This is a genomic window from Pseudomonas sp. 3MAES_34.3B (genome assembly GCF_058145875.1).
Map to the genome: position 1 here is coordinate 2,692,302 of NZ_CM176960.1, position 26,455 is coordinate 2,718,756.

The following is a 26,455-nucleotide window of genomic DNA, read 5'->3' on the forward strand; positions in this document are numbered from 1 at the left end:
CGCTTCGCTTGAAAGCGGTCGGCAGTCTACAGCGACGCAAATCATTTCAAAAGGCCACCATTCATTATTGTTTCAACTTTGACACAACACCCACGCCTGACTATACCCACCTCTCCTTTACAACATCGGCGCAAAGCCGGGGGTGGGTCATGGTACGGTTCAATCACACTGGCCAGCCCCATGCCCTACCCGTTCCCCCAGCCTTGGCGTGGGCCGTGACGCTCGCCGTGGGCAGCCTGGCAGCGTCGCCTTCCTTCGGCGCCTGCGGCAGCAGCGGCAGCACGATAATCAGCGGCGCCAGCACCGGCCCTTGTGCGCTCGTCGCCGGCAGCACGCTCAGGATCACCAACAGCGGCAAGCTCAGCAGCAGCGCTGGCCCGGCCATCACTGCAGACGGCGTAAGCGGCACCCTGGAAATCGTCAATGGCGGCATGCTCTCGGGCACACCCGGTATTTCACTGACCAACAGCACCCTGGAAGGCGGCATCACCAACTTCTTCAGCGCCACCCTGGCCGTTGCCAGCAATAGCGGCACCGCGATAGTGATCAAGGACACCCGCTTGAGTAACGGCCTGGACAATCACGGCACCATCACGTCCGGTAATGCCGCGGGCAGTGGCCTTGATATTCAAGACAGCATTGTTGGCTCGCTGCGCAACATCGGCAATATCAATGCCGCAGAGTACGGGCTGCGCTTGCGAGACAGCACCATCAACGGCAGGTGGTCCAACAGCGGCGGGGTGAAAAGTGGTGGAACCGGCGTGGCGATGGACAGCAGCATTGTCCATGGGGAGGTGATCAACACCGGGGATCTCACGGCTGGTCGGCATGGCATGACCCTGACCGGGTCGAGGGTGGACGGTGATGTGCGCGCCTGGGGCATCATCAGTAGCGGCGCGGACGCCCTGCGAGTGGTCGACAGCTATATCGGTCGGGACCTGATCACCCGAGGCACTCTTACCGCCGATAGTCATGGCGTGCGGCTCTCCGGAGGGCGGTTGGCTGGGGACCTGGTGAACCAGGCCGTAATTACTGCGGCCAGTGGCATCACTCTCAGCAGCAGCCTGACGCGAGGTAATGTGGTCAACGAGAGCGCTATTAACGCCTCCAGCGAAGGGCTGGCGCTCTACACGGCTACGGTGAAAGGCACGCTGCAAAATATCGGGGACATTTCCCTTGAAGAGGGTGTAGGCCAGGGCAACGGCGCTTCCCAGGCCGCGCTGGGCGTTCACGCCACTTCGGTCATCGGCGGGATTTACAACAGCGGCAGCATCAGCAGCGCCGATCGACTGGCAATACAGGTGGACACGGCCATCATCACCCACCGCGGCATCAAGAATTCCGGCGGTACTGTTAGTGGGCGCACTGGGCTGTTTATCGACAACTCAAGCGTTAGCGGCGGATTTAGCAACACAGGCACCATTTTCGGCGTGGGCGACCTTGGCCAGGCCAACGGCGTGCGCGTTCGGGACAGCCACGTCACGGGCAATTTCACCAACGCGGGGGTCATCAATAGCGTCAACGGTTCTGCGATTCGCTTCGATAACAGCGCCATGGTTGGCACTATTACCAACAGCCGCCAGCTCGTCGGCAGCAACGGCCTGCGCCTGCAAGGCACCAACGTAGACGGCAGCATCAACAACAGTGGGGATATTCGCGCCAGCGTCTTGGGCATCGCACTATTCGATAGCGATCTTAGCGGCGACCTGATCAACACGGGCACGATTACCGGTACAGGCATGGGCATACGCTTGAGCGACAGCACCGTGCGGGGCACCCTTCGCAATGGCGGCGCGGTCGCCGGGCAGTACGGCATCAGCCTGCGCAATACCAGGATTACTGGCGGGATCGACATCAGCGGCAGTGTACTGGCCCACGCGGTGAGCGGTTATGCAGTGGACATCGACAAAAACTCGAGCGTGCCGCAGCTACGCATCAGCGGCGATGACACCGCGCGGTTCAGCGGCGCCGTGCGCACGGTGGCCACGCCCGTGCTCATCACCAGCGGCAGCACCTTTACGTTGCAGGACGGCAACCGCTTCGAAGTGCCGACCTTCGAGAACCGGGGCACCGTGGCCGTCGCCGCAGAGGGGCCGAACCGGGATGACCCGGGCCTGCCGCCCCATGCAGCGGTGGCAACCATTCAAGGCAACTACCTGCAAACCAGCGCCGCGACCTTCAGTACCCAGGTGGCTGACGGCGCCCGCTATGGCCAGCTTGTGGTCAGCGGCACTGCGACCCTGCCGCATTTGGCCAAGGTATACGTGGACGTAGCCAACCCCACGCAGTCTTTGAGCGTCAGCAAGCTGGATAACGTGATCTCCGCCGGTACACTGGCGTCGGACGGCACCTACACGGTCACCAGCAACTCCCAATTGTTCAACTTCAGCGGTGTGAAAGACGCCAATACACTGGACCTCAAGCTCGCCGCCAAAAGCAGCACCGGCGCCAGCGACGCCCTGCGCAGCACAGGCGCCGGTAACAAGGCTTCGGGCGCCGCGCGAGTGCTGGATAGGCAGTTTGCCCAAGGTAGCAGCAGCCCGCTCACTAACTACTTTGTCACCGCCACCTCCCAGGCCGAAGTGGCCCGTGCGGTGTCTCAAAGCCTGCCGCTGACCAACGCCTTGCCGGCCAGCCAGTTCATGGTTGAACAGATCACCGATACGCTGCACGAGCGGATGAGCGAGGCGCCGCTGTCGGCGGCCGGTTTCGTTCAGCCGGCAAGCGGTGTCTGGATCAAAAGCTTCGGGGCGCGAATGGCTGATAATCAGGGCGGCGCCAGTAACGGCCTTGCCACTAACGTAGGCGGCACGCTGTTTGGCGCCGAGGCGACCCTCTCCCGCACTACCCGTATGGGCGTGGCCTTTGCCTATGGCGACAGCCAGGCCAGCGATCTGGGCGCGAGCCGCGGCCGCAACAATCAGCTGGAGCTGTACCAGCTCAGCGCCTACGGTAGCCATCTGCTCGACGACGTAACCGAACTTAGCGTGCACGCCGGCATGGGCCATAACCAGAGCGACGGCAGCCGAACGCTGAGCTTTGGCGGCAGCAACAGCCAGGCCAGTGCCAAGGTTGAGAGCCAGATCTTCACCGGCGGCGCGGCCCTGACTCGGCGCTGGGCGCTCAGCGAAGCCACCACCCTCACCCCGTCCCTGAGCGCCGATTACACGCGGGTAAACGAAGACGGCTACCGCGAAAGCGGCGCCACCAGCCTCGCGCCGCTGCTGTTGGAGGTAAAAGCCCGCACCACCGATCAGCTTCTGCTGGGCTTCGATACCCGGCTCAGCCACAGCATTAGCCCTGGTACGCAGATCAAGGGCAAGCTGGGCGTGGCCTACGACGTCATGGACGAAGGCAACGTGGTTACCGCCGCCTTCGCCGGCGCGCCGGGGCAAACCTTTCGCACTCCTGGTAGCGACCTCGGGCCGTGGGTGCTGCGCGGCGGCCTGGAATGCAGCTCGGTAGGCCGCACGGGTATCAGCCTGTCGTTTACCATGGACATGCAAACACGCGCCGGCTACACCGAGCAGGTTGGTCAGGTGCGGTTGGAGGTGCCGTTTTAGCCATTAACAGGTTTTCAGTAATCTAACAACGACGGCTTCAACGGCAAGCCGTCGGCGTGCCCACCTCCCCTACTTCAACCGGGCATTCTCGGCGTGACGTTCAGCCTTCACGGTTTCAGGGGTGGTGCGGTTTTCGATGGCTTGCTGCTTGGTCTGCTCGTCACCGCCTACAACGTGGTCCACGTCGTTCATCAGCGCTTCGAAGCCTTGCCGTGCAACTTCGGTCTTGTCGTTCTTCTTCGACTTGCCTATCTCGCTGCTGGCCATACCCGCGTTTTTGTGAAACTCGCTGTCCGTGGCGCCAGGCAGCAACGCGGTTACGGTCACGCCGGTGCCGCGGAGCTCCTGGCGCAGTGATTCGGCGAAGGAAAAACCAAAGGCCTTCGACGGTCCATACACGGTTTCATAAGGCGTTGGTTGCGTCGCAGAAATGGACGAAGTGATCAGAATACGGCCCGACTTATTGGCCACCATGTGCGTCGCCACCCGCTTGGCCATGTGGACGGTGCCAGTGATGTTGATGGCGATAAGCTTGAAGTCATCCTCAAGCGTGTTATCAAGGAAGGCGCCGCCCTGGCCAATCCCGACATTCAACGCCGCGGCGTCCAGTGGCCGGTCCAGCGATACCACATGGTTCCATAGCCCTTCAACGCCTTCGTAGGTGGAGGCATCCGCCTGGTAGGGATAGCACTGCGCACCCATCGAACGGAGTTCCTCGGCGGCCTGGTTCACTTTGTCGCTGGAACCGGAAATAACCAGGTCGAAGCCGTTTTGCGCGAACTGCTTGGCCAGTTCAAAGCCGATGCCAGATGAACCTCCGGTAACCAAAGCCAAGGGGCGGCTGGATGTCATGCATTCTCTCCTCGATAGGTAAACATTGCCCTTGCCGCGCTGCGGTCGCGACAAGGGGGCTATTTATCTGAAAGGCATACCCGCAAATTGATCCATGAACTTGCCCTCCGTCTTTAACAGCCGAGCGCTTGCGCGGCCTCGGTCAGCGAATCCACCACCACATCCCAGGCTTGCTCAGGGCCAAGGTCGGTAGCCTGCTGTGCGCCATGCTCGGCGGGGCGCCGCACAAACACGGTTTTCATACCAAGGGCGCAGGCTGCCGCCAGGTCACCGTTGTGCGCGGCGACCATACCTGCCTGCCCGGGCGCCACACCTACCGCTTTCACTGACTTGAGATAGGCCTGGGGTTGAGGCTTGTAGGTACCCGCGATTTCGGCACCCACAATCACGTCCCAAGGCAGGCCCGCAAACCTGGCCAGCCTGAGCATTCCGGCGATATGCCCGTTTGAAAGCGCGCCAATGGCAAATCGGCGCTTGAGCCGGCTCAGCCCCTCCACAGCATCCGGCCACGGGTCGAGTTGTTCCCATGCCGTGTTCAGTTCGTCCAGCTCAGTGCCACCGATAGCCCCAAAATCGGCACCGTGGCGTGCCAGCACCGTTTCGAGGCTCTCACGATTAAGTACATCAAGCGTCACGAAGGGCCGTTCACCGGAACGCACGCGTTGCATGGAAGGCTGATAGAGCGCGCGCCACTGATCGGCGAACTCCAGCGGATCAACCTTCAAACCGTGACGCCGCAAAAATGGATCGGATGCTCGCGCAACTCCGTTTCGCCAGTCCACGACCGTGCCGAATACATCAAAGCCTAGGAAACGCACTTCTTCGAGTTCTGCCATCACATGCTCCACGGTGTGTGATTGCTGGGGGTTATCCGCTTGAACGGAACGCCGCAGGCAGGGATCTGAATGTCTTCAGCGAAGCGCCTTGGCACTGTGAGCGAAGGCATCGCCCAGCCGATCCCGGGAGCAGCCGTATGTTCCACCTTATGTTCAGCGCACCATGCCTGTATGTGATCCTGCGCTTCATTTCGCCCATGCCTTGGCCAGTACCGGCCAGGCTTGCCGCTGCGCTATTACTGCTGCTTGCCTCCCAGTATCACCTGTACGCCAGGTTTTCTTCTGGCAGTGTGTTCTCGCCCGAATTCCCTAGGCCGGTAGTGATGTTCTTCAACTGGGCATTTGGCGCCATTCTGCTGATCGCGGTGCTGCAGGTCCTGGTCGACGCCGGGGCATTGCTCACCATGCTGATGCGCCGGCAATGGCTGACTATCCCCTCCACGCTTCGCTACGCCCTGGGTACGGCGGCGCTGTTGCTCGCTGGGGTTGGCGTGCACCAGGCCGTGCGGGTGCCGCCGGTAAAGGATATCGAGGTGGCCATCGAGGGCCTGCCCATGCAGTTTGATGGCTACAGGCTGCTGCAACTGACCGACATGCACATCAGTCGGCTGTTCGACGAGCCGTGGGCACGCGCGGTGGTGGAGCGCTCGAATGCGCTGGGTGTAGACCTGATCGTGATCACGGGCGACCTGATCGACGGCCCGCTCGCGGCGCGCGTACGCGATGTGGAACCACTGCGCAGCCTTCATGCCCCCGATGGGGTTTATGTCATCCCCGGCAACCACGAGTACTTTTTCGACAATGAAGCGTGGATGCGCTACTTCGTCTCGCTAGGCATGAAGCGCCTTGAAAACAGCCATGCGCTGATCGAGCGTGATGGCGCGCACCTCGTATTGGCCGGTGTCACGGACCTCAGCGCACCCCGCGCCGGGCTACCTGGCCCTGACCTCGGGCGGGCCCTCGCTGGAGTGCCACACGCGGCTCCGATCATCCTGCTCGACCATCAGCCGCGCAATGCGCGACTCGCCGCGAGCCAAGGCGTGGCACTGCAGCTGTCCGGCCATACCCATGGCGGCATGATCCGCCCACTTGACCGGATTATCGCCAATGCGAACGAAGGCTTCGTTTCCGGGTTTTATCAGGTAGCCGGCATGCAGCTCTACGTTAACAACGGCACAGCCCTCTGGCCCGGCTTCGCCCTGCGCCTGGGCGTGCCTTCGGAGCTCACGCGTATCACGCTGCGGCGCGCAGCGGGCCCCGCCTGAAGATCACACCACGGCTGTGCCGCGCATCCCTGAAGGCCCGACGCCGAATTTCGAGCGATATTCACCGGGGGCCAGCCCGGTGATTTTCCTGAAGGTCGCGCGAAACGCCGCGGGGTCCTGGTAGCCCACGCGCCAGGCGATGTGGTCGACCGTTTCCTTGGTCAGTTCGAGCAATTCGCGCGCCTTCCCTACTCTCAAGTGCTGGCAATACTGCGTGGGGCTCAACCCGGTCGCGGCCCGGAAACGCCGCAGGAACGTACGCTGCTCAAGGCCTGCGCGTTGTGCCATGGCATCCACGCACGCCTGCGTGGCTCCGCTGCTTTGCAGCCAGTGCTGGACCTTCAACACTGCTGCGTCACCGTGAGTGAACACAGGCGCAAAGTTGCTGCCGCACTGTTGCGAGCTGGCGCTGTGTTCGATGACCAGAAAGCGCGCGGTGCTTGCCGCAATGCTAGGGCCCAGCAGGCGCTCGACCACGCGCAGGCCCAGTTCGGCCCAGGCCATCAAGCCAGCCGTGGTAATGACGTCGCCATCGTCTACGATGGGTTTATCCGCATCGACCCTTACCTTGGGATAGCGCTCGCTCAAAAGCCCTGCCTGGGTCCAATGGGTGGTGGCTGCCCTGCCGTCAAGCAAGCCGGTCTGGGCAAGTACGAACGCGCCAAGGCATACCGTGCCCACGGTGGCCCCAGCTGCATGTTGCGCCAGCACCCAGCGTGACAACCCCTCCATTGCCTCGGTTCCGGGAAGCCCTGTGAGCGAGGGTGGTATCAACACCGCGATCAGCGGCCCAGGCTTAACCCAAGCAAAGCTCTGGAATACGCATTGAGGCTGGTCGTCAGGGCCTGCCCGCCAGTGGCTGACGCGCAGCCTGGGCAGGTGCGGTGCAGCCTGTTGCTCCACCATGCGGTTGGCCACTTCAAACAGGTCGGTAAGCCCGTGAATGGCGGCGCTTTGTGAACCGGGGTACATCAGCAGCCCGATGTCTGCGATTGCCCGTTCTACGCTCATTGTCAGTTTTCCCTCGCATTATGTCGCTGCGGCCAATCCCCAACGGCATAGGAACCTTCAATACTGGTATCCCACACAGCACACTCTCAAGAAGGAAACCGCCATGGCCAAATCAGCGCTTATCGTAGTTGATATTCAGAACGACTACTTCCCGGGCGGCAAATGGCCGTTGGTCGGCGTGGAGGCGGCCGCCGATAATGCCGCAAGAATCATCGAAGCCACCCGCGCCGCAGGGGCTCCGGTGATCCACATTCGCCACGAATTCACCAGCGAAGCCGCGCCTTTTTTCACGCCGAACTCCGAAGGCGCCAAGCTGCACGCGAAGGTGCTCAACCAGCCGCAGGAGCCTGTGGTGCTCAAGCATTTCGTTAACTCGTTCCGCGAAACCGAGCTCAAGCAGCTGCTTGATGAACTGGCCGTCGAGGCACTGGTGGTGGTCGGCGCAATGAGCCACATGTGCGTCGACGGAATCACCCGGGCTGCTGCCGACCTGGGTTATGCCGTGTCGGTGGTCCATGACGCCTGCGCCAGCCGCGACCTGGAATTCAACGGCACCACCGTTCCCGCTGCCCAGGTGCATGCCGCGTTCATGGCGGCATTGGGATTTGCCTATGCCACGGTGATTTCCACGGAGGAATATCTGGGCAAGGCCTGAGGCAACGCTCCGCTGCGTTGCTATGGTTAGGGAGCTATCCCCGTAAGTGCCTTCCTAACCTTTTTAAAGGAGTCATGATGAACATCGACTTGAGCGGCAAACGCGCGCTGGTCACCGCTTCCACCGGCGGTATCGGCTATTCCATCGCCAAAGGGCTCGCGCAAGCGGGCGCGACCTTGGTGCTCAACGGCCGCAGCGATAAATCGGTCAACGAGGCGGTGACCCGACTGCAGGCGGACGTCCCCGGCGTTTCGGTATCCGGCGTGGCGGCCGACCTGAGCAACGCCGAGGGCGCGGTTACCCTGGTCAGCGCCGTCGGCGCCATTGACGTGCTGGTCAACAACGCCGGTATCTACGGCATGCAGGATTTTTTCGAGACAGGCGACGACGTTTGGGACCAGTACTGGGCCACTAACGTAATGTCCGGCGTGCGCCTGAGCCGCGCCCTGCTCCCCGCGATGGTTGAGAAAGGCTGGGGCCGGGTGGTGTTCATCTCCTCAGAGTCGGGGCTCAACATTCCCGTGGACATGATTCACTACGGCCTCTCCAAAACGGCCCAGCTCGCCCTTTCACGGGGGTTGGCCAAACGCGTGGCGGGCAGTGGCGTGACCGTCAACAGCGTATTGCCAGGGCCCACCTTGTCCGACGGCGTGGCCGGGATGCTGCAGGCCGAGGTCGAACGTACCGGCAAGCCGGTGGAGGAAGTAGCGGCTGATTTCGTCAAGGAACACCGCCCTACCTCGATCATTCAGCGCGTGGCAACCACTGAGGAGGTGGCCAACATGGTGGTGTATGTGTGCTCGTCCCAGGCCAGCGCCACCACCGGCGCGGCGCTGCGGGTAGATGGGGGCGTAGTGGACGATATCGTCTGAAGCGGGAAGGTCGACGTTCAAGACGGTGGTATCCAGGCACGGGTGCCATCCGTTTTACGCATAACAGGTATCAAGAGAGCTTCGATACTTTCATATTAGGATATTCCAAGAAGTACCTTCAGAATTTGTTTTTAGACAGATACGATCCAGACACATAGCAACTCACAACGTGAGACCGGATCGCTCATGCCCCTTACCCAAAGCTCTTCACATACGCTTACACGGACCAACCGGCGCTGGGCCGCACCGGATTTTGCCTTGCGCCTCCTCAGCCCCCTCGCCCTTTTGTTGGTTTGGGAAATCGCCTCGCGTGCCGGCTTGATCCCCAGCCGCGTGATCGCCGCGCCCAGCCAGATTGGCGATACATTGTGGGAGCTGCTGCGCAGCGGCGAGCTGCAACACCACCTGCTGATTTCGCTCAGGCGCGCAGTCACTGGCTTGAGCATCGGTGTGGTGATCGGCGCGAGTATCGCCTTGATCACCGGGCTTTCCAGGCGCGGTGAAGTGATCCTCGATTCCCCCATGCAGATGCTGCGCACCATCCCCTCGCTGGCGCTGGTGCCGCTGTTCATTCTGTGGTTCGGTATTGGCGAATTCACCAAGGTGGCGCTCATCGTGATGGGTACCACCTTCCCCATTTACCTGAACCTGTTCGCGGGTATCCGCAATATCGACCCCAAATTGATCGAAGCAGGCAACACGCTGGGCCTCAATCGTCGCGAAATGATCTGGCATGTGATCCTGCCCGGCGCCCTGCCCTCCTTCTTCGTGGGCCTGCGCTACTCACTGGGCATCTCATGGTTGGCGCTGGTGTTCGTGGAGCAGATCAACACCACCGCCGGCATTGGCTATCTGGCCAGCGACGCCCGGGACTTCATGCGCACCGATGTCATCGTCATCTGCCTGTTGATCTACAGCCTGCTGGGCCTGGTCATTGACAGCCTGATCCGCACCCTCGAACGCTATGCGCTGGTGTGGCGCCCCTCCTTTGTAAGGACCTGACCGATGAATGCTCACAGCAAGCTTGAGCGCGCACCGGCGGTAAGCCTGCGCGGCGTGGTCCGCCAGTTCGGCGACAACCGGGTGATCGACGGGCTGGACCTGGACATCGCCCCTGGCGAGTTCGTGGCCCTGCTTGGTGCCAGCGGCTCGGGTAAAACCACATTGCTGCGGTCGCTGGCCGGGCTGGACCCTATCGAAGGCGGCGAGCTGATCGCCCCTGCCGCCCGTGCAGCCGTGTTCCAGGAACCTCGGTTGATGCCGTGGAAGCGGGCGTGGAAAAACGTGACGCTGGGCCTGCGAGCGGATAACGCCAAGGCGCGTGCGATCCAGGCCCTCAATGAGGTAGGGCTTGGCCATCGGCTGCAGGCCTACCCTGCCACCCTGTCGGGCGGCGAATCCCAGCGCGTGGCCCTGGCACGTAGCCTGGTGCGCGAGCCCGAACTGCTGTTGCTTGACGAGCCCTTCGCTGCGCTGGACGCGCTGACCCGCATACGCATGCATCGGCTGATCATTGAATTGTGGCAGGCCCATACGCCAGCGGTACTGCTGGTGACCCATGACGTGGACGAAGCCATTTTGCTTGCGGACCGTATCATCGTGCTGCACAACGGCCGCATCGCTGATGCCCTCCCCGTAAAACTGGCACGCCCTCGCGACAACGGGCAGGCGGGTTTCAATGCCCTCCGTACACGGCTGCTGGAACTGCTGGGTGTGGAGCAGGACGACCCCGGCCATGACCACAACCCCTTTATCAACCCCGGCTACCCGCTGAGCGCCATCGCTATTTAGCTGCGGTTACATAGCATCACCGTATCACCGAAGACCGACCCCTTTCCTGGTGGAGGCCGTACACAACGACCCCGACATCAGGACGCTCGCATGGCCCTACCTCTACACGCTTCCACCCCCGTGTCGTACCTCAGCGCGGATGTACTGGTCATCGGCGGCGGCCTGGAAGGCACCTGGGCGGCTGTGGCCGCTGCCCGTGAAGGCGCGCGCGTGGTGCTGGCCGAAAAGGGCTATTGCGGCACCAGCGGCGTCACCGCCACGGCGGGCCCAGGGCATTGGTGGGTACGCGCTGAACAACGCCAGGCGGCCATCGAAAAGCGCGTAGCGAGCGCCGCCGGGCTTGGGGATGCCAGCTGGATGGCGCGGATTCTCGACACCACCTGGCGCACCCTGCCCACTCTCGACCGGCTGTACCGCTTCCCTCGCAACGAGCAAGGTGACAAACAATACCGCGCCCTGCGTGGCCCGGAGTACCTGCGCGCCATGCGCCAACTGGCGGTGGAGCATGGCGTTACCCTGCTGGATCACAGCCCTGCACTGGAACTGCTCAAAAACGACCACGGTGAGCTGGCCGGGGCCCGTGGCTGGCAACGGCAACGCGGCGGTGAATGGCAGGTAGTGGCCCCTGCGGTAGTGCTGGCCACGGGCGGATGCGCGTTCCATTCGCGCCTGCTGGGCAGCCGCAACAACACCGGGGATGGTTACCTCATGGGCGTAGAAGCCGGCGCCGAGCTGTCTGGGATGGAGTTTTCCAACTATTACTGCGTTGCCCCGGCCAATAGCACCATGACCCGCTCGATGATCTACACCTTCGGGCGCTATTTCGACGCGCGTGGCGAGGAACTGCCCATCGGCTCCGGCCCTGGGTTCAATGACTCCCTGGCCCGGGCGCTGCTGAGGGGGCGCGTGTACTGCCGGCTGGACCGCATTCCCCCAGACATTCGCGCGCGGCTGCCCTATGTACAGCCGAACGTGATGCTACCGTTCGACCGCCAAGGCCTGGACCCCTACCGCCAGGCGTTCGAGGTCACCCTCCACGGCGAAGGCACCATTCGCGGCGTGGGCGGCCTGCGCCTGATGGACAACCAATGCCAGACCCACGTGCCAGGGCTGTTCGCTGCCGGCGATGCGGCCAGCCGTGAAGCGGTCACCGGCGCGATTTCCGGCGGCGGCGCAGTCAATTCTTCGTGGGCGCTGTCCAGCGGGCAGTGGGCTGGGCAAGGCGCTGCACACTATGCCATCGCCCACCGTTCGCCTGCCCGGAAGAACCATGGCACAGCACAGCAGGTGCCAGCATGATCGAACTTATCCTCAGCGACCGCTGCACCGGTTGCATCGCTGCGTAGCGGCCTGCCCCAGCGACGTGATCGCCGCCGGAGCCCAGGGCAAGGCGGTGATCGCACGCCAGGCGCAGTGCCAAACCTGCTTCATGTGCGAGCTGTACTGCCCCAGCGATGCCATCTACGTGCACCCCGACTGCGAACAGCCCGTGGCCGTCAATCCGGATGAAGTCCGCGCCAGCGGCTTGCTCGGCCAATACCGCCGCGATTCCGGCTGGGGCGAATGGGCCAGCGACCCGCGCTTCGCCAATCAGCACTGGCGCATGGAAGAAATCTTCGCCCTTGCCCGCCAGCCCACCTCAGCGACCCAGCCCTGACAAGGAACCCTGCCATGTTCAACCGTACCCTGATGACCGCCCTGCTCGGCTGCACGCTACTGCTGGGCAACACTGCTCAGGCGAACGACCTCGAACCCCTGCGCGTCGCCAATCAAAAGTCCTCGCTCAAGCTACTGCTCAATGCCGCTGGCGAGCTGGATAACGTGCCCTATCGCATTGAGTTCTCGGAATTCGCAGCAGCCGCGCCCTTGGGTGAAGCGCTGAACGCGGGCGCAGTAGACATCGGCGCCCTTGGCGATGCGCCCTATGTGTTCGCGCTTGGGGCTGGCGCACCGCTCAAGGTGGTCAGCATCACCCACGCCGAGGGGCGTTTCAGCACGTCCATCCTGGTACCCAAGGATTCGCCGCTGCACACCGTGGCCGACCTGAGGGGCAAGCGCATCGTCACCAACCGCGGTTCGATCGGGCATTACCTGGTGATCCGCGCGCTGCAGGACGCCGGGCTTAAAACCTCGGACGTGACCTTCGTCAACCTGCTGCCCACCGATGCGCGCAGCGCGCTGGAAAGCGGTAACGCCGATGCCTGGTCTACCTGGGACCCGTACACCACCATTGCCATTACCCAGAACGGGGCACGCATTCTGCGCAAAGGAGACGACCTGCTCACCAACCATCTGTATATGGCAGCTACCAGCCAGGCCATCACCGAAAAGCGCCCGCAGCTGGACGACTTCGTGCAGCGGGTCGACCGCGCATGGGAATGGGTGAACACGCACCCTCGTGAATACGCTCAGGCCCAGGCCAAGGTCACTGGCCTGCCGCTAGACGTGCACCTGGCCTCGGCCAATGCCACGAAATTCGAACCCGTGGCGATCACTGATGCAGTGGTTGCCAACCTGCAGAAAACTGCAGACATCTACCGAGACGAAGGCGTTCTCAACCACCCTGTGGACGTGTCCAAAGGGTTTGACGAGAGCTTCAACGCTGTCCGGCAGCTGTCCAGCAAAACCGTCGCCACTACCACCCCCTGAGCGCGAGCAGCAAATTTTTACCTCTTCGTCCTCAAGGAGCTTCAACATGACCACATCTGTGAACCAGCAACTGGCCGACCTGCACGCCGAACGCCTGCGCACCTGGGAGCCAGCCGCCCTCAAGGTCAATATTGACCAACGCCAGCGCCTGGTTAACGAGGCGCTGGGCAAAACCTTTGTAAAAGCGGGCGACACCCTCGAACCCTTCGAACTGCTACCCGTGGAAGGCGGCACACTCTCCCTGGACCAACTGATCGCCGATGGCCCGGCGGTGCTGGTGTTCTTCCGCTTCGCCGGTTGCCCCGCGTGCAACATCGCCGTGCCTTATTACGATCGCCATCTACGCCCCGCCTTGCACGCACGGGGGGTTCCCCTCGTCGCGGTCAGCCCGCAGGTACCCGAGCGCCTGGTCGGCATCAAAGAGAAGCACGGGCTCGCGCTTCAGGTGGCAAGCGACAAGGGCAATACCCTTGCACGGCGGCTGGGCATCCTCTACAGCTTCGACGAGCCCTCGCGCCAGGCCGCGCTATCCAAGGGCCGGGCCATTGGTGAGGTGACCGGCACCGGTACCTGGGAATTGCCCCAACCCACCGTGGTGGTGATTGGCGCCGACCGCAAGGTGCATTTTGCCCAGGTGAGCCCGGACTGGCTCAACCGTACCGAAGCCGAGCCCATCATCGAGGCCGTGGACGCTGCATTGAGCACACGCCGCCCGCAGGCCCTGACCGCTTGATGCGTTAACCCCTTCTGCGGCGCCGGCCGACCGGCGCCCATTGAAACCACTGCATAAGGATGCGGCCCTACATGCGTTCGCAAGGATTCGTTCGTCCCGAAAACCGTCTGCCCTTTGCCTTGTCATTGCTGTGCCTGGCCATGCCGATGGACAGCTGGGCTGAAGACAACCCTGACAAGGACCCCGTACTGAGCACCGTGTCGGTCATCTCCACTGGCACCCGTAGCCAAACCTGACCGTTGCCGAAAGCCCTTCCCCCATCGACATCATCAGTGGCGATGAAATTCGTAAAACCGGCAAGGCCAGCCTGCGTGAAGCCCTGGGCCGGATCGTGCCGTCGTTCAGCGCACCGGCCCAGGCCGGCGGAGGCACCTCGTCGTCGGTGCGCCCGGTATCGATCCGCGGCCTGAGCGGGGATCACCTGCTGGTATTGGTGAACGGCAAGCGCCGGCACAACACCGCCGTTTACAACAACTTCGCGCGGATCGCCAGCGGCAGCGTGCCGGTGGACCTGGACCTGATCCCCATCTCCGCGATCGAGCGCATCGAGCTGCTGCGTGATGGCGCCTCGGCGCAGTACGGTTCCGACGCCATCGCCGGGGTACTCAACATCATCCTCAAACGCCAGGACAGCGGCGGCAGTGCCAGCTACACCACCGGCCAGCAAGAAGACAAACCCGGCGACCTGAATCAGACCGGCCTCAACGGCGGCTTTGCCCTGGGGGAGAACGGCGGCTTTCTCAATACTTCGCTCGATATTCGCCTGCAGGGGCCTTCCTATGCCGCCGGCGATGCCGAGGGCCCCTGGTATTACCCGGTGGTCAATGGCCAATCGGTGCCCTTCGGTACTGCAGGCGCCACCGCCGACCCTCGAGAAACCACGGTGGACCGCTTGCTCGAAAAGGGCTACGGCCGCTCCAACCGGGACGAGGTGTACAACTTCGCCTACAACGCCGAGCTGCCGATTCATGACCAGCTGTCGCTGTATTCGTTCTCTACCTACAGCGACCGCAAGATTGTGGACACCCGCGGCAGCTTCCGCGCCACCAGCCTGTCCTCTATCCCTGAGATCTACCCGGATGGCTTCCATGCCCAGCGGCTGATCGACGAAAAGGACTTCCAGTTCGCCTTTGGTGGCAAGGGGTACGTGGCAGGTTGGGGCTACGATCTGAGCACCACTTATGGCAAGGATGATGTGCGCCTGGGGGCGCAGAACACGCTGAACTCATCACTGGGCCCGAGCAGCAAAACCTCGTTCTACCTCGGGGCGCTGGAATTCGAACAGTGGACCACCAACCTGGACTTCACCCGGCCGTTCGAGCTTGGCCTGCCCAAACCGGTGCAGCTGTCCACGGGTGTAGAGCACCGCTGGGAGAAGTACAGCCAAGGCGCCGGCGAGCCGGATTCCTACCGGGACGGCGGTTATGTGTACCCGGTTGGCAGCCCCCGCGCGGGGCAACGGCCCACCGCCGGCCTGCAATCCTTTACCGGAACGTCAGTGGCGGATGCGGGCTCCCTGGACCGGGACAGCTACGCGTTCTATGTGGATGCGGGCACTAACCTCACCGACCGCCTGTACACCAGCGCGGCGTTCCGGGTGGAGCATTACGACGACAGCTCGGGCAACACCGCCAGCGGCAAGCTCGCCACCCGCTATGAGCTGGCCCCGGGCCTGGCGCTGCGGGGCACCCTCAACACCGGGTTCCGCGCCCCCTCGCTCGCGCAGCAAACCTTTTCAGTGACCCAGAACACCAGCGTACGGCTGGCAGACGGCAGTACCCAAACGTTGTTGGCGCGATACCTGCCGCCCAGCACTGCGGCGGCGCAGGCTTTGGGCGCCAAGGACCTCGAACCGGAAAAGTCCACCAACATCAGCCTGGGGGTGTCCTGGGAACCCACGCGGGACGCGCGGATCACCCTCGACGCCTACCGCATCGAGATCAAGGACCGCATCGTCAAGAGCGAGATCATCCGCGACACCGGCACTTCCACGGCGGTGCGCAGTGCGCTGCAGTCTCTGGGTATCAACGACCTTTACTCCGCGCAGTACAACATGAACGGGGTGGACACCCGCACCGAAGGCGTGGACCTGGTGAGCGAACTGCACCAGGACTACGGCCGCCTGGGCAAGGTGCGCTGGTCGGCGCTGTACAGCTACAACCACACCACTATCCGTGACATCAAGCAGAACGGCACGGTGAACGGGTTGCTGGGCAGCGACTACGTGATTTTCGGCCACCAGGCGCAGACCGACCTCACCGAGGGCAGCCCGCGCGACAAGCTGATCCTGGGCAGCAACTGGCGCCTGGGGGACTTCATCACCGACCTTCAGCTCACCCGCTACGGCAAGTACACCGAAGCCGGCACCACCGCTGCGGCCGACCGGCAGTTCGGTGCCAAGTGGATAACAGACCTGGACGTGACCTATCTGGTGACGGACAGCCTGTCGGTGTCCCTGGGCGCCAATAACCTGTTTGGCATTCGCCCAGACAAGCAACAGGCCAACGCGGTACTGACCGGCTTGGGCGCGGCCAATCCCAGCGAAATCAACAACCCCGACGAATACGGCAGTTTCAGCCCCTATGGGCTTAACGGCGCGTTCTATTACGCGCGTGTTTCCTACGACTGGTAATAACAAGAGGACGTCACCATGCCTTCACCCAACGTAGTCGCACTCACCGGCAGCCTGCAGGTAACCCCCCTGGAGCCCACCCTTGGGGCGGAAATCACCGGCATTGACCTGAGCAAACCGCTGTCCCCGCTCCAGCGGGACGAAGTGCATGGCCTGCTGCTCAAGCACAAGGTCATTTTCTTCCGGGACCAGCACATCACCAGTGAACAGCAGATCGCCTTCGCCCGGCAGTTCGGCGAGCTGTACGTTCACCCCACCACCCAGCAGGAAGACCAGGCCAGGCCCCAGGCACACCTGATCACCGCAAGCCAGGCGAAGGAAGCCTATGGCGATTCGCGCAAGGGCCGCTGGCACACAGATACCAGCTGGATGCTCAAGCCGACCTATGGTGCGGTGCTGCGCGCCGTATCCCTGCCCGCGCTGGGAGGCGACACGGTATGGGCGGATGCCGGCCTGGTGTATCGCGGCCTGCCGGAGGAGCTCAAGGCGCGTATCGACAACCTGTACGTGACCCATAACTTCAAGCCGGCGCTGGACAAAGTGGGGCACAACTATCCGATCCTCGCCCACCCCTTGGTGCGCACTCACCCCGAAACCGGCGAAGACGCGCTGTTCATCAACTTTTCCATGTCGCCCCAGGTGATCGGCTGGTCCGTGGAGGATAGCCGCGCCCTGGTGGCCGAGCTGCTCAAGGCGTTCAGCCATCCGGAACACCAGGTGCGCTTCAAATGGACCCCCGGTACCGTCGCCTTCTGGGACAACCGCGCCCTGCTGCATTACCCCGTGTACAACTACGGCGACTTCGACCGGGTGATGGAGCGGGTGCTGATCGCCGATGACGATATTCCGCACCGGGTACGTGCCCCGGGCGCTTCCTTTTCTTCACAGGTATGAACCCATGACCCAACGCCAGCTTCACTTCGGTGCCATCCTCACCGGTGTCGGTTCCCGCCAGAACGAATGGTTGCACCCGGACATTCCAGGAAACGCGAGCATTGATATCGACTGGTACAAGCAACAGGCCCAGGCGGCCGAGGCGGCGAAGTTCGACTTCGTGTTCATCGTGGACAGCCCCTACATCACGCCAGCCTCTGCGCCACACTTTCTCAACCGGCTGGAGCCGCTCACGCTGCTCTCGGCGCTGGCAGGGGCCACTGAGCGGATTGGCCTGGCGGCCGCCGTCGCCGAAGGCATCTTCGCCGGGGTGGATAATTTCGAGGACGCCAAGGAGTACTACCGCGACATCAAGCGGCGCGTTGCCCAGGCCGGCCGCAACCCCGACGAGGTACTGTTGATCCCCGGCATTTCCCCACTCATTGCCGACACGGACGAACAGGCACTGGCCCTTCAGGCAGAGCGCGAAGGCACGCTCGACCTTGCCAAGGCGCTGGTTCAACTCGGCCGGCCTTTCAATTATCACGATTTCAGCCAATACAACCTGGATGGGCCCTTCCCCGACCTGGGCGAACTTGGCAGCAACGGCTACCGTGGCCATGCCGAACGGATCAAACGGGTGGCCCGCGAGCAGCAGCTCACGGTGCGACAGGCGGCTGTGCGTTTCGGCCAACCCTTCTCCACGTTCGTGGGCTCGGCAGTCACAGTTGCGAACGAGATCGAGCGCTGGTTCCGCGAGGAGGCAGTGGACGGCTTCAACATCCATGTGGGCCCTCCTGACGAATTTGCTCGATTCACTGAGGAGGTACTGCCCATCCTGCGCGACCGTGGATTGTTCAGGCAGCGCTACGAAGCGCGGACGTTGCGAGGGCATCTGGGGTTACCAGTGCGATCGAATCGCTACGCCCCGGTACTTGAAGAGGTCACGTACGCATAGGCCATGCGCCAGATCCGGCGGGTTGCCCTGCAGCCCGCTTGCGCCTGCCTCAGTGTTTCGAGATCGGAATCAGTGAAGCCCCCTTCCCGCGAATTGTCCTGCCCTCTGCACGTAGTAGAGTGCCTGCAAGCCAGCCACCGACCTCTCCGGCGGCAGAACGCCCTCTCAGGTAAGGACATCACCATGCAGCCCATCCACAAATACCTCGCCCCTGCCTTGAGCTTCAATGGCGGCTACGTCGATACCGTAGGCTTCATTGCGCTGCAGGGCTTGTTCACTGCACACGTGACCGGGAACTTCGTGACGCTGGGTGTGAGCATTGTGCACGGCACGTCCGGGGCGGTCGGAAAGCTGTTGGCGTTGCCTGTGTTCATCGCCGTGGTCGGGCTCACCCATGTGGCTGCCCTGCAGCTGCACAAGCGAAACCTGGCTTCATTGCACCTGTTACTGGTCGCTCATGTGATCCTGCTGGGGTTGTTCGCCGCGTTCGGAATCGCATTCGGCCCCTTCAGCAATGCGGACAGCGCCCTTGCGCTGGTGACCGGGATGACCGGCGTGGCGGCGATGGCGATACAGAACACACTGTCTCGTCAGCACCTCAAAACGGCGCCGCCCACAACGCTCATGACCGGGAATGTCACCCAGGTTGCAATCGACGTATTTGCTTTGATCGGGCTCAAGGATGAACAGGAACGCCAGGCCATTCGCTCACGCCTGAAATCCATAGGCGCGAACCTTCTGGGGTTCACCCTCGGCTGCATCAGCGCGGCACTCATGTACCTTGCGGTCGGGTTGTGGAGCCTGGTGCTGCCGGTTGCGGTGGCCGCATGGGCGAGTATTGCGGCCTATGGAGGTTCGAAGCCCGCGCTATAACTTCATCTCACGGCGTGCCAGGATCGGCCAATGGCGCCGGTTGATCCACACGCTCGGCCAAGGCATCGGCGAAGTCGTCATCGAGCGCGTCGATATCGTCTTCGGCATCGTCGAGATCGTTGAGAGGCGACTCGTCTGCAAGCAGCGGCCAAGGGTTGCCAGGCACGGGAAACCCGCGCGGAGGAAGGATGGAATGTTCCGTGTTCATGGTGGGGGCTCCGGATCGGGACAACTGTCCTGTATTAGTCCACGTTTTGAGCCGGGCGTTGCGTGCCCTCCTGAATGGACGGCCCTTTGGCCACCCCGAGCACTCGGTTGATCTCGCAAACCACCTGCCTCGTGGCGTCTTCTATCTGCCCTTCATTGCGACACAGCACCCAGCCGTGGGCTGCGATCGCGCGCTCGAACGCCTCGGTAGCGGCAATATGCTCTTTGAGGTGATAAAGCACCGTGCTTCCCAGGCCGCGCGAGCGCGCCGCTGCCCGTGCCCATGAAATCTCGGGGGCGGTCACCACGCCCACATGCAGGTCTGGCACCTGTACGTGTCGCTCGAGGTTCAGCCCGAGGATGTCCGCAAACGGCACCAACCGGCGAAACGCCGCATCAGACGGGTACCAGCGGTCGATCAGGATAATACTGTTCTGTGGCTGCCTGGGCAGCACGTGCCGGGAAATCCAGGCACGGCTGTCGGCAAAGCGTTCACACACCTGCCATTCAAGTTCGCGAGCGGGATGCCTTGCAAGCCGGTTCACCAGGGCCATGGTTTCGGCCCGGTAGGGGTCGCTTTTGCGCTCGCATATCCGCACAACCTTCTTGCCTTCAGCCCGCAGTGCCTGGGTTACCGCTTCAAGCAAGGTGGTTTTGCCGGCACCTTTGGGCCCATCCAGAGAGACAAACAGCGGGCGATTCATTCAACCTTTCCTCTGGACAGCAATGGACGGGCCCGCCGCACAAAGCCGACGCTTCAGGCGACCGCTTCCCGGCTACTGCTGGCCACGTTGGTATGGCGCAAGGTGGGCAACAGGAACGCGATGGCCAGCACGCACGCAGCCACCAGCATCACGAAACCGCCATCCCAGCCGAAGTGGTCCACGGTATACCCCATAGCGGCGCTGGCCGCTACCGAGCCACCCAGGTAGCCAAACAGCCCGGTGAACCCTGCAGCCGTACCGGCGGCTTTCTTGGGTGCCAGTTCCAGCGCCTGCAGCCCCACCAGCATCACCGGGCCGTAGATCAAAAACCCGATGGAGAACAGCGCCGCCATGTCCACAACCGGGTTACCAGGCGGGTTGAGCCAGTACACCAGGGTGGCGATGGTCACCAGTGCCATGAACACCACGCCGGTCAAGCCACGGTTGCCGCGGAAGATCTTGTCACTCATCCAGCCGCACAGGAGCGTGCCGGGAATGCCCGCCCATTCATAGAAGAAGTAAGCCCAGGAGGTGGTGTCTACCGTGAAGTGCTTGGCCTCCTTGAGGTAGGTGGGTGCCCAGTCCAGCACCCCGTAGCGCAGCAGGTACACGAATACGTTGGCCAGCGCGATGTACCACAGCATTTTGTTGCGCAGCACGTACTTCACGAAAATCTCTTTCGCGCTGAATTCCTCCTCGTGGCTGGCATCGTAGCCTTCGGGGTAGTCGTTCTTGTACGCCTCGATGGGTGGCAAGCCCACCGACTGGGGCGTGTCTCGCATGGTCGCGAAGGCAAACACCGCCACCAGCACCGCCACGGCCGCGGGCACGTAGAACGCAGCATGCCAGTCGTTGGTCCAGCCCAGGCCCAGCAGGAAAAGCGGCCCGATCAGGCCACCGCCCACGTTATGCGCCACGTTCCAGGTAGACACCACACCGCCGCGCTCTTTCTGCGACCACCAGTGCACCATGGTGCGGCCGCTGGGTGGCCAGCCCATGCCCTGGGCCCAGCCGTTGATAAACAGCAGCACAAACATGATGGTCACGCTGGACGTGGCCCAGTGCGCGAACCCGAAAAGGAACATCACCGCCGCCGACAGCAACAACCCGAACGGCAGGAAATAGCGCGGGTTGGAGCGATCGGACACCAGCCCCATCAGGAATTTGGAGAGGCCATAGGCGATGGCGATGGCGGAAATGGCCAGCCCCAGCTGCCCTCGTGTGTAGCCCTGCTCCTCGATCAGATAAGGCATGGCCAGCGAGAAGTTCTTGCGCAGCAGGTAATACCCGGCATACCCAAAGAAAATACCGGCGAAGATCTGCCAGCGAAGGCGGCGGTAGGTGCTGTCGACGCGGTCATCGGGTAACGGCGTGCGGTGCGCTGCGGGGCGGAAGAATGCAAACATCGTGTCTCTCCAGCTGTTTTTATTGTATGCGAAAGCGAATATTACATTTTCATTACAGAAAAACCCAAAGCTTTTTCATGGCTCGGAATGTTGGAAAGTGAACCATTTCTAACCTTTGGATCACCGGATCAAGGAGCTGCAAGCGGTTCTCAGACTGCACGATCACAGCCCAGGGCTGTCACTTTCTGAACGACTCATACCCTCTCAGGAGACCCCTCCATGGCTGAACATCATGTGCTGATAGCCGGCGCCAGTGGCGTGATCGGGAGTGCCGTACTTGCCGCTTTCGAACAGGAAGGATGGCAGGTCACTACTGTGGGGCGCGGGGAGCCGCCTGCGTCCCACGCGCATATCAAGGCTGACTTGCTGGCAGGCGGCTCGCTGAACAACGCCAGGCCGATGCTGAAAAGCGTTACCCACGTGTTTTACAGCGCGCTGAAGCCCAACCCGGACCCAGGTGCAGAGGCCGACGAAAACGCGGCGATGTTCGAGAACCTTATCGAGGGCGTGCTGATGGCCGGCGCTGCATTGGAAAGGGTGACGTTTGTTCAGGGCGGCAAGGTCTATGGCGCCCATCTTGGCGTGTACAAAACCCCGGCGCGCGAAGACGACAGCCGCCACTTCCCGCCCAACCTGTACTTCCGCCACGAAGACTTCGCCAGGTCGCTGGAAGCTAAAGGCATCAAGTGGACCGCCCTTCGCCCGGACATCGTGATAGGCCACTCACAAGGTTCTGCGATGAACCTGGGCAACCTGATCGGCCTTTATGGGGCACTGTGCAAAAAAACCGGCACCGCCATGCAGTTCCCCGGGCCGGAGCGGGCCTACCGGCATGCCTTGGTAAACCTCACCGCTGCCGAGTTGATCGGAGAAGCTGCTGTGTGGGTAGTCAAAAACAACGCAGACGGGGCCTTCAATATCACCAATGGCGACGTGATGCGCTGGAGCCATGTGTGGCCCAAGCTCGCGGCCTGGTTCGGGCTGGAGGTGGGCGAGCCTCAGCCGATTTCGCTCCAACAGCGCCTTGAAGCGTTGCAGCCGGTGTGGAAGCAGTTGGCAGAAGAGGAGCACCTGGCTCAGCCAGCCGCCGACAAGATCGCGCTGGGCGCCTTTGGCGACTTTATTTTCCATGTGGAAACGGACGCTATCTTCGATGTCACCAAGGCCCGCCAGGCTGGCTTCAGTGCGATGACGCTTCGCTCCGACGAGGTGCTGCTCAAGCATCTAGAGGGCATGCGGGAACGTCGGCTTATTCCTTGACCGCCTAGACACACGTTTTCCCCGGGAGCACAGCGCCATGAAGCAGATCCACGCAGGCGTATTGAACGTAGCGTACCTTGAATTCGGCCCTGCAGAGGGGCCGGCCGTGGTGCTGCTGCACGGCTTTCCCTACGACGTGCGCGCCTATGGCGAGGTAGCGGCTACGCTGGCCACGGCGGGGTGCCGATGCATCGTGCCGTGGCTACGGGGGTACGGCGACACGCGCTTCATTTCCCCGGCCACCCCCCGCTCCGGCGAGCAGGCGGCGCTGGGTGCAGACCTGCTGGCATTGCTCGACGCGCTCAATCTGAAGCAGGCGGTGCTGGCGGGCTACGACTGGGGCGGCCGGGCCGCCTGCGTGGTGGCCGCACTCTGGCCGGCGCGGGTGGCTGGCCTGGTGAGCTGCGAGCCTGGCTACAACATCCAGAACATCGCCCAGGCAGGCGAGCCTTCAGCCCCGGAGGTGGAACAACGCTTGTGGTACCAGTATTACCTTCACAGCGACCGGGGTTATGCCGGGCTGGACGCGAACCGGGATGCCTTCTGCCGGCTGCTGTGGCAGCTGTGGTCACCTACCTGGTGCTTCACGGACGGGCAATTCGAAGCCACCGCCCAGGCCTTCCGCAACCCGGACTTCGTCGAGGTGGTCACCCACTCTTATCGGCACCGCTTCGGCCTGGTGGAGGGCGATCCACAGTACGCGCCTATCGAGCAACAACTGGCGCAGCAACCCGCTATCGCCGCACCTACCGTCATATTAACGGGCGCCCGTGACGGCGTTACCGCAGCTCAGAATGAGCACCAGGCGTTCAGCCGGTTCAACGGCCGGGTTCGTCGGCTGATGCTCGAAGGCGTCGGCCACAATGTGCCGCAGGAAGCGCCTGTTCAGTTCGCCCAGGCCGTGTTGAGCCTCATCCAATCCTGACGCCGCCATATGGCTGGCGTTGCCTCGACGCTAGCCGACGGGTGCGCCTAAAATACGGCCTTTAACGTTTCAGCTCTAAGTAAGGATTCGGATGTCTGTTCTTGAAACACCCACCCCACCCGCCTCCACACGTACCGTCGCTCAGGTGGAAGCCGCCATGGCGTTGGGCAGCTTTGCCATCGGCACCGGTGAATTCGCGATCATGGGCCTTATGCCCGACATTGCCAGCAACCTGCAGTTGAGCGAGCCCCAGGTCGGCCATGCCATCAGCGCGTATGCCTTGGGGGTAATGGTCGGCGCGCCGGCGTTGGCTATCCTGGGCGCCAAGCTGCTACGTAAGCATATGCTGCTGCTGTTGATGGCCCTGTATGCGATTGGCAACCTGGCTACAGCGTTCGCGCCCTCCTTCGCTGGGCTGGTTGCCTTTCGTTTCATCAGTGGCTTGCCCCACGGGGCCTACTTTGGCATTGCTGCCGTAGTAGCTTCCAGCATGGTGCCCAGCAACCAGCGGGCCGGTGCTGTCGCGAGAGTGATGATGGGGCTCACCCTGGCCATGCTGCTGGGTAACCCGATCGCTACGGTGCTGGGGCAATTCTTCGGGTGGCGCGCCGCCTTTGTGCTAGTGGGGTTGATTGCACTAAGCACCATCGTGCTGGTGTGGCATTTCGTGCCGCAGCGGGACGATGAGCAGCGCAGCGACCCGCGCAAAGAGCTCCAGGCCTTCAAGCTGCCACAGGTATGGATGGCGTTGTCGATTGCCGCTATTGGCTTTGCTGGCATGTTCTGCGTGTTCAGCTACCTGGCGCCGACCATGCTCGAGGTCACCGGTGTGTCATCCCAGTGGATTCCATTCGGCCTCGCGGCGTTCGGGCTGGGCGGCATCATCGGTAATATTGCCGGCGGCAAGCTCTTCGATCGCATGCAATTCCGCGCGGTAGGCGTTGTGCTGGTGTGGTCCATCGCCGTGTTGCTGTTCTTTACCTTTGCCGCCCACGCGCTGTGGTCGGTGCTGCTGGGTATCGGCCTGGTGGGCACCATGATCGCCATGGCGGCGCCATTGCAGATCCGCCTGATGGACATCGCCCACGAAGCACCCAGCCTCGCTGCGGCCTCCAACCATGCGGCGTTCAACCTGGCCAATGCACTCGGGCCGTGGTTCGGGGGCATGGCGATCACGGCCGGCATGGGCTGGACCAGCACGGGCTATATCGGCGCGGCCACAGCCCTGGCCGGCCTGGGCCTTTATTTCATCGCGCGACGGATGAAAGGCGGGCGTTGAAATTTGCCCTTAGAGCCCGTCCGTAAACGCCCCGAGACGTTCCAGATAGGCGTGGTTCGTCTCGGTACCATCCTGGCGAGCCTTGAATCGGGCCCACACTTCGGGCTCGAACCGGCTGATGGACACAATATTCTTTTGCGACAGCAGGATGGTGAAGCCGATCTCCCTCCCGCTCAGCTCCATGTCTTCAACCACGGCAGAGTAGTCGGTGGTATAGGTGACCTTGAGCGTGTCCTTGTCTCGGTATCCGCTCATTGTCGGCACTATCTCGAAGTCCTCATCCATCAGGCCTGCTTCATGCAGGTCTCCGACCGACGACACGCGGCCAACGTAAACCTTCCTGTCTTCCATCGAAAACATGTACAGGCTGTCTCCATCACTGATCGAACCCAGCAGGTGCTTGGTGAGCGGAGGGAGCGGCACCAATGAATTAAGGACCAGCGCTTTGGCCTTCGCGGGCCCTATCCGGTACCTGACCATAAGCAGGAAGGGGAACACCCGAGGGAACAGCCAGGCGAAAAAGAAGGACAGGACAGACGCCTGGCCAAAGAACACCCAGAGCGATGCGCCTGCCTCGTCAGCGATACCATAGCGCACCAGAAACGCCCTGATGTACTTGGCATAGTCTGCATAGTCGGGTGTGACGTACTGAAAATAGGCGTGCTTGCTGGCGTACAACAACGCGAAGCTGACGATGGCAGCGATGGCAAACAGGAAAAGGCCGGTTTTGGCGATCAGCATATAAAGCAGCTGGCCATCGTAGCGGCTAAGAGTAGCCTGGTGGTAGATGCTACCGTGGCAGTAGATGTAACCGCTGACAAGGATCGGAAGAATGAGCAGTAGGCCCATCAGCCATTAGCCACAATCTTCTTGGCCTTTTTGCTGGCTGCGATGAAATGCTCGTTGCTGAGGATTTCTTTCGAGTCGATCGACATTCCCCCGCGAGGGCTGACCCGCAGGGTCTGCAGATCACGCAGCGCGTCGAGCAACTTTCTCTCTCGCTTACTGGGCTTCCAAAGCAGTCCAAGCATCTTTGTTCCTCACGGTGGGAGGCCATGGCGGTAAAAACCGGGCGGCGCCATGACGTTCTGGTCCGGGGCACTATACCACA

General features: G+C 62.3%; 26 protein-coding genes. 18 read left to right on the forward strand and 8 right to left on the reverse strand.

All coding sequences use genetic code 11. The annotated features are described in order from the left end of the window. The first annotated feature begins 149 nt into the window (after nt 1-149). Nucleotides 150-3,563 carry an autotransporter domain-containing protein gene (locus AC3Z8Y_RS12020; protein ID WP_490089889.1) on the forward strand — a complete coding sequence of 1,138 codons (3,414 nt, stop codon included), beginning with the start codon at nt 150-152 and terminating at the stop codon, nt 3,561-3,563. A 69-nt stretch (nt 3,564-3,632) separates the two neighbouring features. Here AC3Z8Y_RS12020 and AC3Z8Y_RS12025 read toward each other — a convergent pair whose 3' ends face one another. Then, the gene (locus AC3Z8Y_RS12025) at nt 3,633-4,415 is read right to left on the reverse strand and encodes an SDR family NAD(P)-dependent oxidoreductase (RefSeq protein WP_490089890.1); all 783 of its coding nucleotides are present in this window, start codon (nt 4,413-4,415) and stop codon (nt 3,633-3,635) included. A gap of 113 nt (nt 4,416-4,528) precedes the next feature. Further along, the gene (locus AC3Z8Y_RS12030) at nt 4,529-5,251 is read right to left on the reverse strand and encodes a haloacid dehalogenase type II (protein ID WP_490089891.1); all 723 of its coding nucleotides are present in this window, start codon (nt 5,249-5,251) and stop codon (nt 4,529-4,531) included. Nucleotides 5,252-5,388: 137 nt separating this feature from the next. On the opposite strand from AC3Z8Y_RS12030, the gene AC3Z8Y_RS12035 reads away from it, so the two are divergent. Then, nucleotides 5,389-6,516, forward strand: a complete 1,128-nt coding sequence (locus tag AC3Z8Y_RS12035) for a metallophosphoesterase (protein WP_490089892.1) — start codon at nt 5,389-5,391, stop codon at nt 6,514-6,516. Between the two features lie 3 nt (nt 6,517-6,519). On the opposite strand, the gene AC3Z8Y_RS12040 is transcribed toward AC3Z8Y_RS12035, so the two are convergent. After that, nucleotides 6,520-7,527: a GlxA family transcriptional regulator gene (locus AC3Z8Y_RS12040; protein WP_490089893.1), complete on the reverse strand. Its 1,008-nt coding sequence runs from the start codon at nt 7,525-7,527 to the stop codon at nt 6,520-6,522. A 103-nt stretch (nt 7,528-7,630) separates the two neighbouring features. Here AC3Z8Y_RS12040 and AC3Z8Y_RS12045 point away from each other — a divergent pair, with 103 nt between their 5' ends. From AC3Z8Y_RS12045 to AC3Z8Y_RS12105, 13 genes are all read left to right on the forward strand, one after another. Then, complete coding sequence (locus tag AC3Z8Y_RS12045) at nt 7,631-8,182, forward strand: cysteine hydrolase family protein (protein ID WP_490089894.1); 552 nt, start codon at nt 7,631-7,633, stop codon at nt 8,180-8,182. A 77-nt stretch (nt 8,183-8,259) separates the two neighbouring features. Beyond that, entirely contained in the window at nt 8,260-9,054 is a 795-nt protein-coding gene (locus AC3Z8Y_RS12050) for an SDR family NAD(P)-dependent oxidoreductase (protein WP_490089895.1), read from the forward strand. A gap of 186 nt (nt 9,055-9,240) precedes the next feature. Further along, nucleotides 9,241-10,056 (forward strand): ABC transporter permease, encoded by an 816-nt coding sequence (locus AC3Z8Y_RS12055; protein WP_490089896.1) that lies wholly within the window; start codon nt 9,241-9,243, stop codon nt 10,054-10,056. A 3-nt stretch (nt 10,057-10,059) separates the two neighbouring features. Further along, nucleotides 10,060-10,845: an ABC transporter ATP-binding protein gene (locus tag AC3Z8Y_RS12060; protein ID WP_490089897.1), complete on the forward strand. Its 786-nt coding sequence runs from the start codon at nt 10,060-10,062 to the stop codon at nt 10,843-10,845. 90 nt (nt 10,846-10,935) lie between these two features. Then, entirely contained in the window at nt 10,936-12,144 is a 1,209-nt protein-coding gene (locus AC3Z8Y_RS12065; protein WP_490089898.1) for an FAD-binding protein, read from the forward strand. Next, nucleotides 12,116-12,502: a 4Fe-4S dicluster domain-containing protein gene (locus AC3Z8Y_RS12070; protein WP_490089899.1), complete on the forward strand. Its 387-nt coding sequence runs from the start codon at nt 12,116-12,118 to the stop codon at nt 12,500-12,502. The genes AC3Z8Y_RS12065 and AC3Z8Y_RS12070 overlap by 29 nt, the downstream gene beginning before the upstream one ends. Before the next feature lie 14 nt (nt 12,503-12,516). After that, nucleotides 12,517-13,494, forward strand: a complete 978-nt coding sequence (locus AC3Z8Y_RS12075) for an ABC transporter substrate-binding protein (RefSeq protein WP_490089900.1) — start codon at nt 12,517-12,519, stop codon at nt 13,492-13,494. Nucleotides 13,495-13,540: 46 nt separating this feature from the next. Continuing rightward, entirely contained in the window at nt 13,541-14,227 is a 687-nt protein-coding gene (locus AC3Z8Y_RS12080) for a peroxiredoxin-like family protein (RefSeq protein WP_490089901.1), read from the forward strand. 71 nt (nt 14,228-14,298) lie between these two features. Then, nucleotides 14,299-14,463 (forward strand): hypothetical protein, encoded by a 165-nt coding sequence (locus tag AC3Z8Y_RS12085; RefSeq protein ID WP_490089902.1) that lies wholly within the window; start codon nt 14,299-14,301, stop codon nt 14,461-14,463. Nucleotides 14,464-14,510: 47 nt separating this feature from the next. Next, nucleotides 14,511-16,859 carry a TonB-dependent receptor plug domain-containing protein gene (locus tag AC3Z8Y_RS12090; protein WP_490089990.1) on the forward strand — a complete coding sequence of 783 codons (2,349 nt, stop codon included), beginning with the start codon at nt 14,511-14,513 and terminating at the stop codon, nt 16,857-16,859. A gap of 18 nt (nt 16,860-16,877) precedes the next feature. After that, nucleotides 16,878-17,753, forward strand: coding sequence for a TauD/TfdA dioxygenase family protein (locus AC3Z8Y_RS12095; protein WP_490089903.1), 876 nt, complete (start codon nt 16,878-16,880; stop codon nt 17,751-17,753). A 4-nt stretch (nt 17,754-17,757) separates the two neighbouring features. Beyond that, nucleotides 17,758-18,690, forward strand: a complete 933-nt coding sequence (locus AC3Z8Y_RS12100; protein WP_490089904.1) for an LLM class flavin-dependent oxidoreductase — start codon at nt 17,758-17,760, stop codon at nt 18,688-18,690. Between the two features lie 183 nt (nt 18,691-18,873). Continuing rightward, nucleotides 18,874-19,563: a YoaK family protein gene (locus AC3Z8Y_RS12105; protein ID WP_490089905.1), complete on the forward strand. Its 690-nt coding sequence runs from the start codon at nt 18,874-18,876 to the stop codon at nt 19,561-19,563. A gap of 7 nt (nt 19,564-19,570) precedes the next feature. On the opposite strand, the gene AC3Z8Y_RS12110 is transcribed toward AC3Z8Y_RS12105, so the two are convergent. From AC3Z8Y_RS12110 to glpT, 3 genes are read right to left on the reverse strand one after another with little or no spacing between them, the layout of a single operon-like run. Then, nucleotides 19,571-19,771, reverse strand: a complete 201-nt coding sequence (locus AC3Z8Y_RS12110) for a hypothetical protein (protein ID WP_490085972.1) — start codon at nt 19,769-19,771, stop codon at nt 19,571-19,573. A gap of 34 nt (nt 19,772-19,805) precedes the next feature. Then, nucleotides 19,806-20,474: a dTMP kinase gene (locus tag AC3Z8Y_RS12115; RefSeq protein ID WP_490085973.1), complete on the reverse strand. Its 669-nt coding sequence runs from the start codon at nt 20,472-20,474 to the stop codon at nt 19,806-19,808. Nucleotides 20,475-20,527: 53 nt separating this feature from the next. Beyond that, nucleotides 20,528-21,880: a glycerol-3-phosphate transporter gene (gene glpT, locus AC3Z8Y_RS12120; RefSeq protein WP_490085974.1), complete on the reverse strand. Its 1,353-nt coding sequence runs from the start codon at nt 21,878-21,880 to the stop codon at nt 20,528-20,530. Between the two features lie 219 nt (nt 21,881-22,099). Here glpT and AC3Z8Y_RS12125 point away from each other — a divergent pair, with 219 nt between their 5' ends. The 3 genes from AC3Z8Y_RS12125 (at nt 22,100) to AC3Z8Y_RS12135 (ending at nt 25,344) form a co-directional block, all read left to right on the forward strand. Then, a complete protein-coding gene (locus AC3Z8Y_RS12125; protein WP_490085975.1) occupies nt 22,100-23,140 on the forward strand; it encodes an SDR family oxidoreductase in 1,041 nt (346 codons plus the stop codon). Nucleotides 23,141-23,177: 37 nt separating this feature from the next. After that, the gene (locus AC3Z8Y_RS12130; RefSeq protein WP_490085976.1) at nt 23,178-24,065 is read left to right on the forward strand and encodes an alpha/beta fold hydrolase; all 888 of its coding nucleotides are present in this window, start codon (nt 23,178-23,180) and stop codon (nt 24,063-24,065) included. A 91-nt stretch (nt 24,066-24,156) separates the two neighbouring features. After that, nucleotides 24,157-25,344 carry an MFS transporter gene (locus AC3Z8Y_RS12135; RefSeq protein ID WP_490085977.1) on the forward strand — a complete coding sequence of 396 codons (1,188 nt, stop codon included), beginning with the start codon at nt 24,157-24,159 and terminating at the stop codon, nt 25,342-25,344. Between the two features lie 9 nt (nt 25,345-25,353). Here AC3Z8Y_RS12135 and AC3Z8Y_RS12140 read toward each other — a convergent pair whose 3' ends face one another. Together AC3Z8Y_RS12140 and AC3Z8Y_RS12145 are read right to left on the reverse strand one after the other, a co-directional pair. Continuing rightward, complete coding sequence (locus AC3Z8Y_RS12140; RefSeq protein ID WP_490085978.1) at nt 25,354-26,193, reverse strand: hypothetical protein; 840 nt, start codon at nt 26,191-26,193, stop codon at nt 25,354-25,356. Further along, nucleotides 26,193-26,375 carry a hypothetical protein gene (locus tag AC3Z8Y_RS12145; RefSeq protein WP_181118254.1) on the reverse strand — a complete coding sequence of 61 codons (183 nt, stop codon included), beginning with the start codon at nt 26,373-26,375 and terminating at the stop codon, nt 26,193-26,195. The genes AC3Z8Y_RS12140 and AC3Z8Y_RS12145 overlap by 1 nt, the downstream gene beginning before the upstream one ends. Nucleotides 26,376-26,455 lie beyond the last annotated feature (80 nt).

What these genes read in the sequence shown, in the direction of transcription:
- AC3Z8Y_RS12085 (WP_490089902.1), top strand. Translation starts at nt 14,299, where the DNA reads ATGCGTTCGCAAGGATTCGTTCGTCCCGAAAACCGTCTGCCCTTTGCC.
- AC3Z8Y_RS12060 (WP_490089897.1), top strand. Translation starts at nt 10,060, where the DNA reads ATGAATGCTCACAGCAAGCTTGAGCGCGCACCGGCGGTAAGCCTGCGC.
- AC3Z8Y_RS12040 (WP_490089893.1), bottom strand. Translation starts at nt 7,527, where the DNA reads ATGAGCGTAGAACGGGCAATCGCAGACATCGGGCTGCTGATGTACCCC.
- AC3Z8Y_RS12065 (WP_490089898.1), top strand. Translation starts at nt 10,936, where the DNA reads ATGGCCCTACCTCTACACGCTTCCACCCCCGTGTCGTACCTCAGCGCG.
- AC3Z8Y_RS12130 (WP_490085976.1), top strand. Translation starts at nt 23,178, where the DNA reads ATGAAGCAGATCCACGCAGGCGTATTGAACGTAGCGTACCTTGAATTC.
- AC3Z8Y_RS12075 (WP_490089900.1), top strand. Translation starts at nt 12,517, where the DNA reads ATGTTCAACCGTACCCTGATGACCGCCCTGCTCGGCTGCACGCTACTG.
- AC3Z8Y_RS12095 (WP_490089903.1), top strand. Translation starts at nt 16,878, where the DNA reads ATGCCTTCACCCAACGTAGTCGCACTCACCGGCAGCCTGCAGGTAACC.
- AC3Z8Y_RS12025 (WP_490089890.1), bottom strand. Translation starts at nt 4,415, where the DNA reads ATGACATCCAGCCGCCCCTTGGCTTTGGTTACCGGAGGTTCATCTGGC.
- glpT (WP_490085974.1), bottom strand. Translation starts at nt 21,880, where the DNA reads ATGTTTGCATTCTTCCGCCCCGCAGCGCACCGCACGCCGTTACCCGAT.
- AC3Z8Y_RS12080 (WP_490089901.1), top strand. Translation starts at nt 13,541, where the DNA reads ATGACCACATCTGTGAACCAGCAACTGGCCGACCTGCACGCCGAACGC.
- AC3Z8Y_RS12100 (WP_490089904.1), top strand. Translation starts at nt 17,758, where the DNA reads ATGACCCAACGCCAGCTTCACTTCGGTGCCATCCTCACCGGTGTCGGT.
- AC3Z8Y_RS12125 (WP_490085975.1), top strand. Translation starts at nt 22,100, where the DNA reads ATGGCTGAACATCATGTGCTGATAGCCGGCGCCAGTGGCGTGATCGGG.
- AC3Z8Y_RS12110 (WP_490085972.1), bottom strand. Translation starts at nt 19,771, where the DNA reads ATGAACACGGAACATTCCATCCTTCCTCCGCGCGGGTTTCCCGTGCCT.
- AC3Z8Y_RS12020 (WP_490089889.1), top strand. Translation starts at nt 150, where the DNA reads ATGGTACGGTTCAATCACACTGGCCAGCCCCATGCCCTACCCGTTCCC.
- AC3Z8Y_RS12045 (WP_490089894.1), top strand. Translation starts at nt 7,631, where the DNA reads ATGGCCAAATCAGCGCTTATCGTAGTTGATATTCAGAACGACTACTTC.
- AC3Z8Y_RS12070 (WP_490089899.1), top strand. Translation starts at nt 12,116, where the DNA reads ATGGCACAGCACAGCAGGTGCCAGCATGATCGAACTTATCCTCAGCGA.
- AC3Z8Y_RS12035 (WP_490089892.1), top strand. Translation starts at nt 5,389, where the DNA reads ATGTTCCACCTTATGTTCAGCGCACCATGCCTGTATGTGATCCTGCGC.
- AC3Z8Y_RS12055 (WP_490089896.1), top strand. Translation starts at nt 9,241, where the DNA reads ATGCCCCTTACCCAAAGCTCTTCACATACGCTTACACGGACCAACCGG.
- AC3Z8Y_RS12030 (WP_490089891.1), bottom strand. Translation starts at nt 5,251, where the DNA reads ATGGCAGAACTCGAAGAAGTGCGTTTCCTAGGCTTTGATGTATTCGGC.
- AC3Z8Y_RS12105 (WP_490089905.1), top strand. Translation starts at nt 18,874, where the DNA reads ATGCAGCCCATCCACAAATACCTCGCCCCTGCCTTGAGCTTCAATGGC.
- AC3Z8Y_RS12145 (WP_181118254.1), bottom strand. Translation starts at nt 26,375, where the DNA reads ATGCTTGGACTGCTTTGGAAGCCCAGTAAGCGAGAGAGAAAGTTGCTC.
- AC3Z8Y_RS12050 (WP_490089895.1), top strand. Translation starts at nt 8,260, where the DNA reads ATGAACATCGACTTGAGCGGCAAACGCGCGCTGGTCACCGCTTCCACC.
- AC3Z8Y_RS12140 (WP_490085978.1), bottom strand. Translation starts at nt 26,193, where the DNA reads ATGGGCCTACTGCTCATTCTTCCGATCCTTGTCAGCGGTTACATCTAC.
- AC3Z8Y_RS12115 (WP_490085973.1), bottom strand. Translation starts at nt 20,474, where the DNA reads ATGAATCGCCCGCTGTTTGTCTCTCTGGATGGGCCCAAAGGTGCCGGC.
- AC3Z8Y_RS12135 (WP_490085977.1), top strand. Translation starts at nt 24,157, where the DNA reads ATGTCTGTTCTTGAAACACCCACCCCACCCGCCTCCACACGTACCGTC.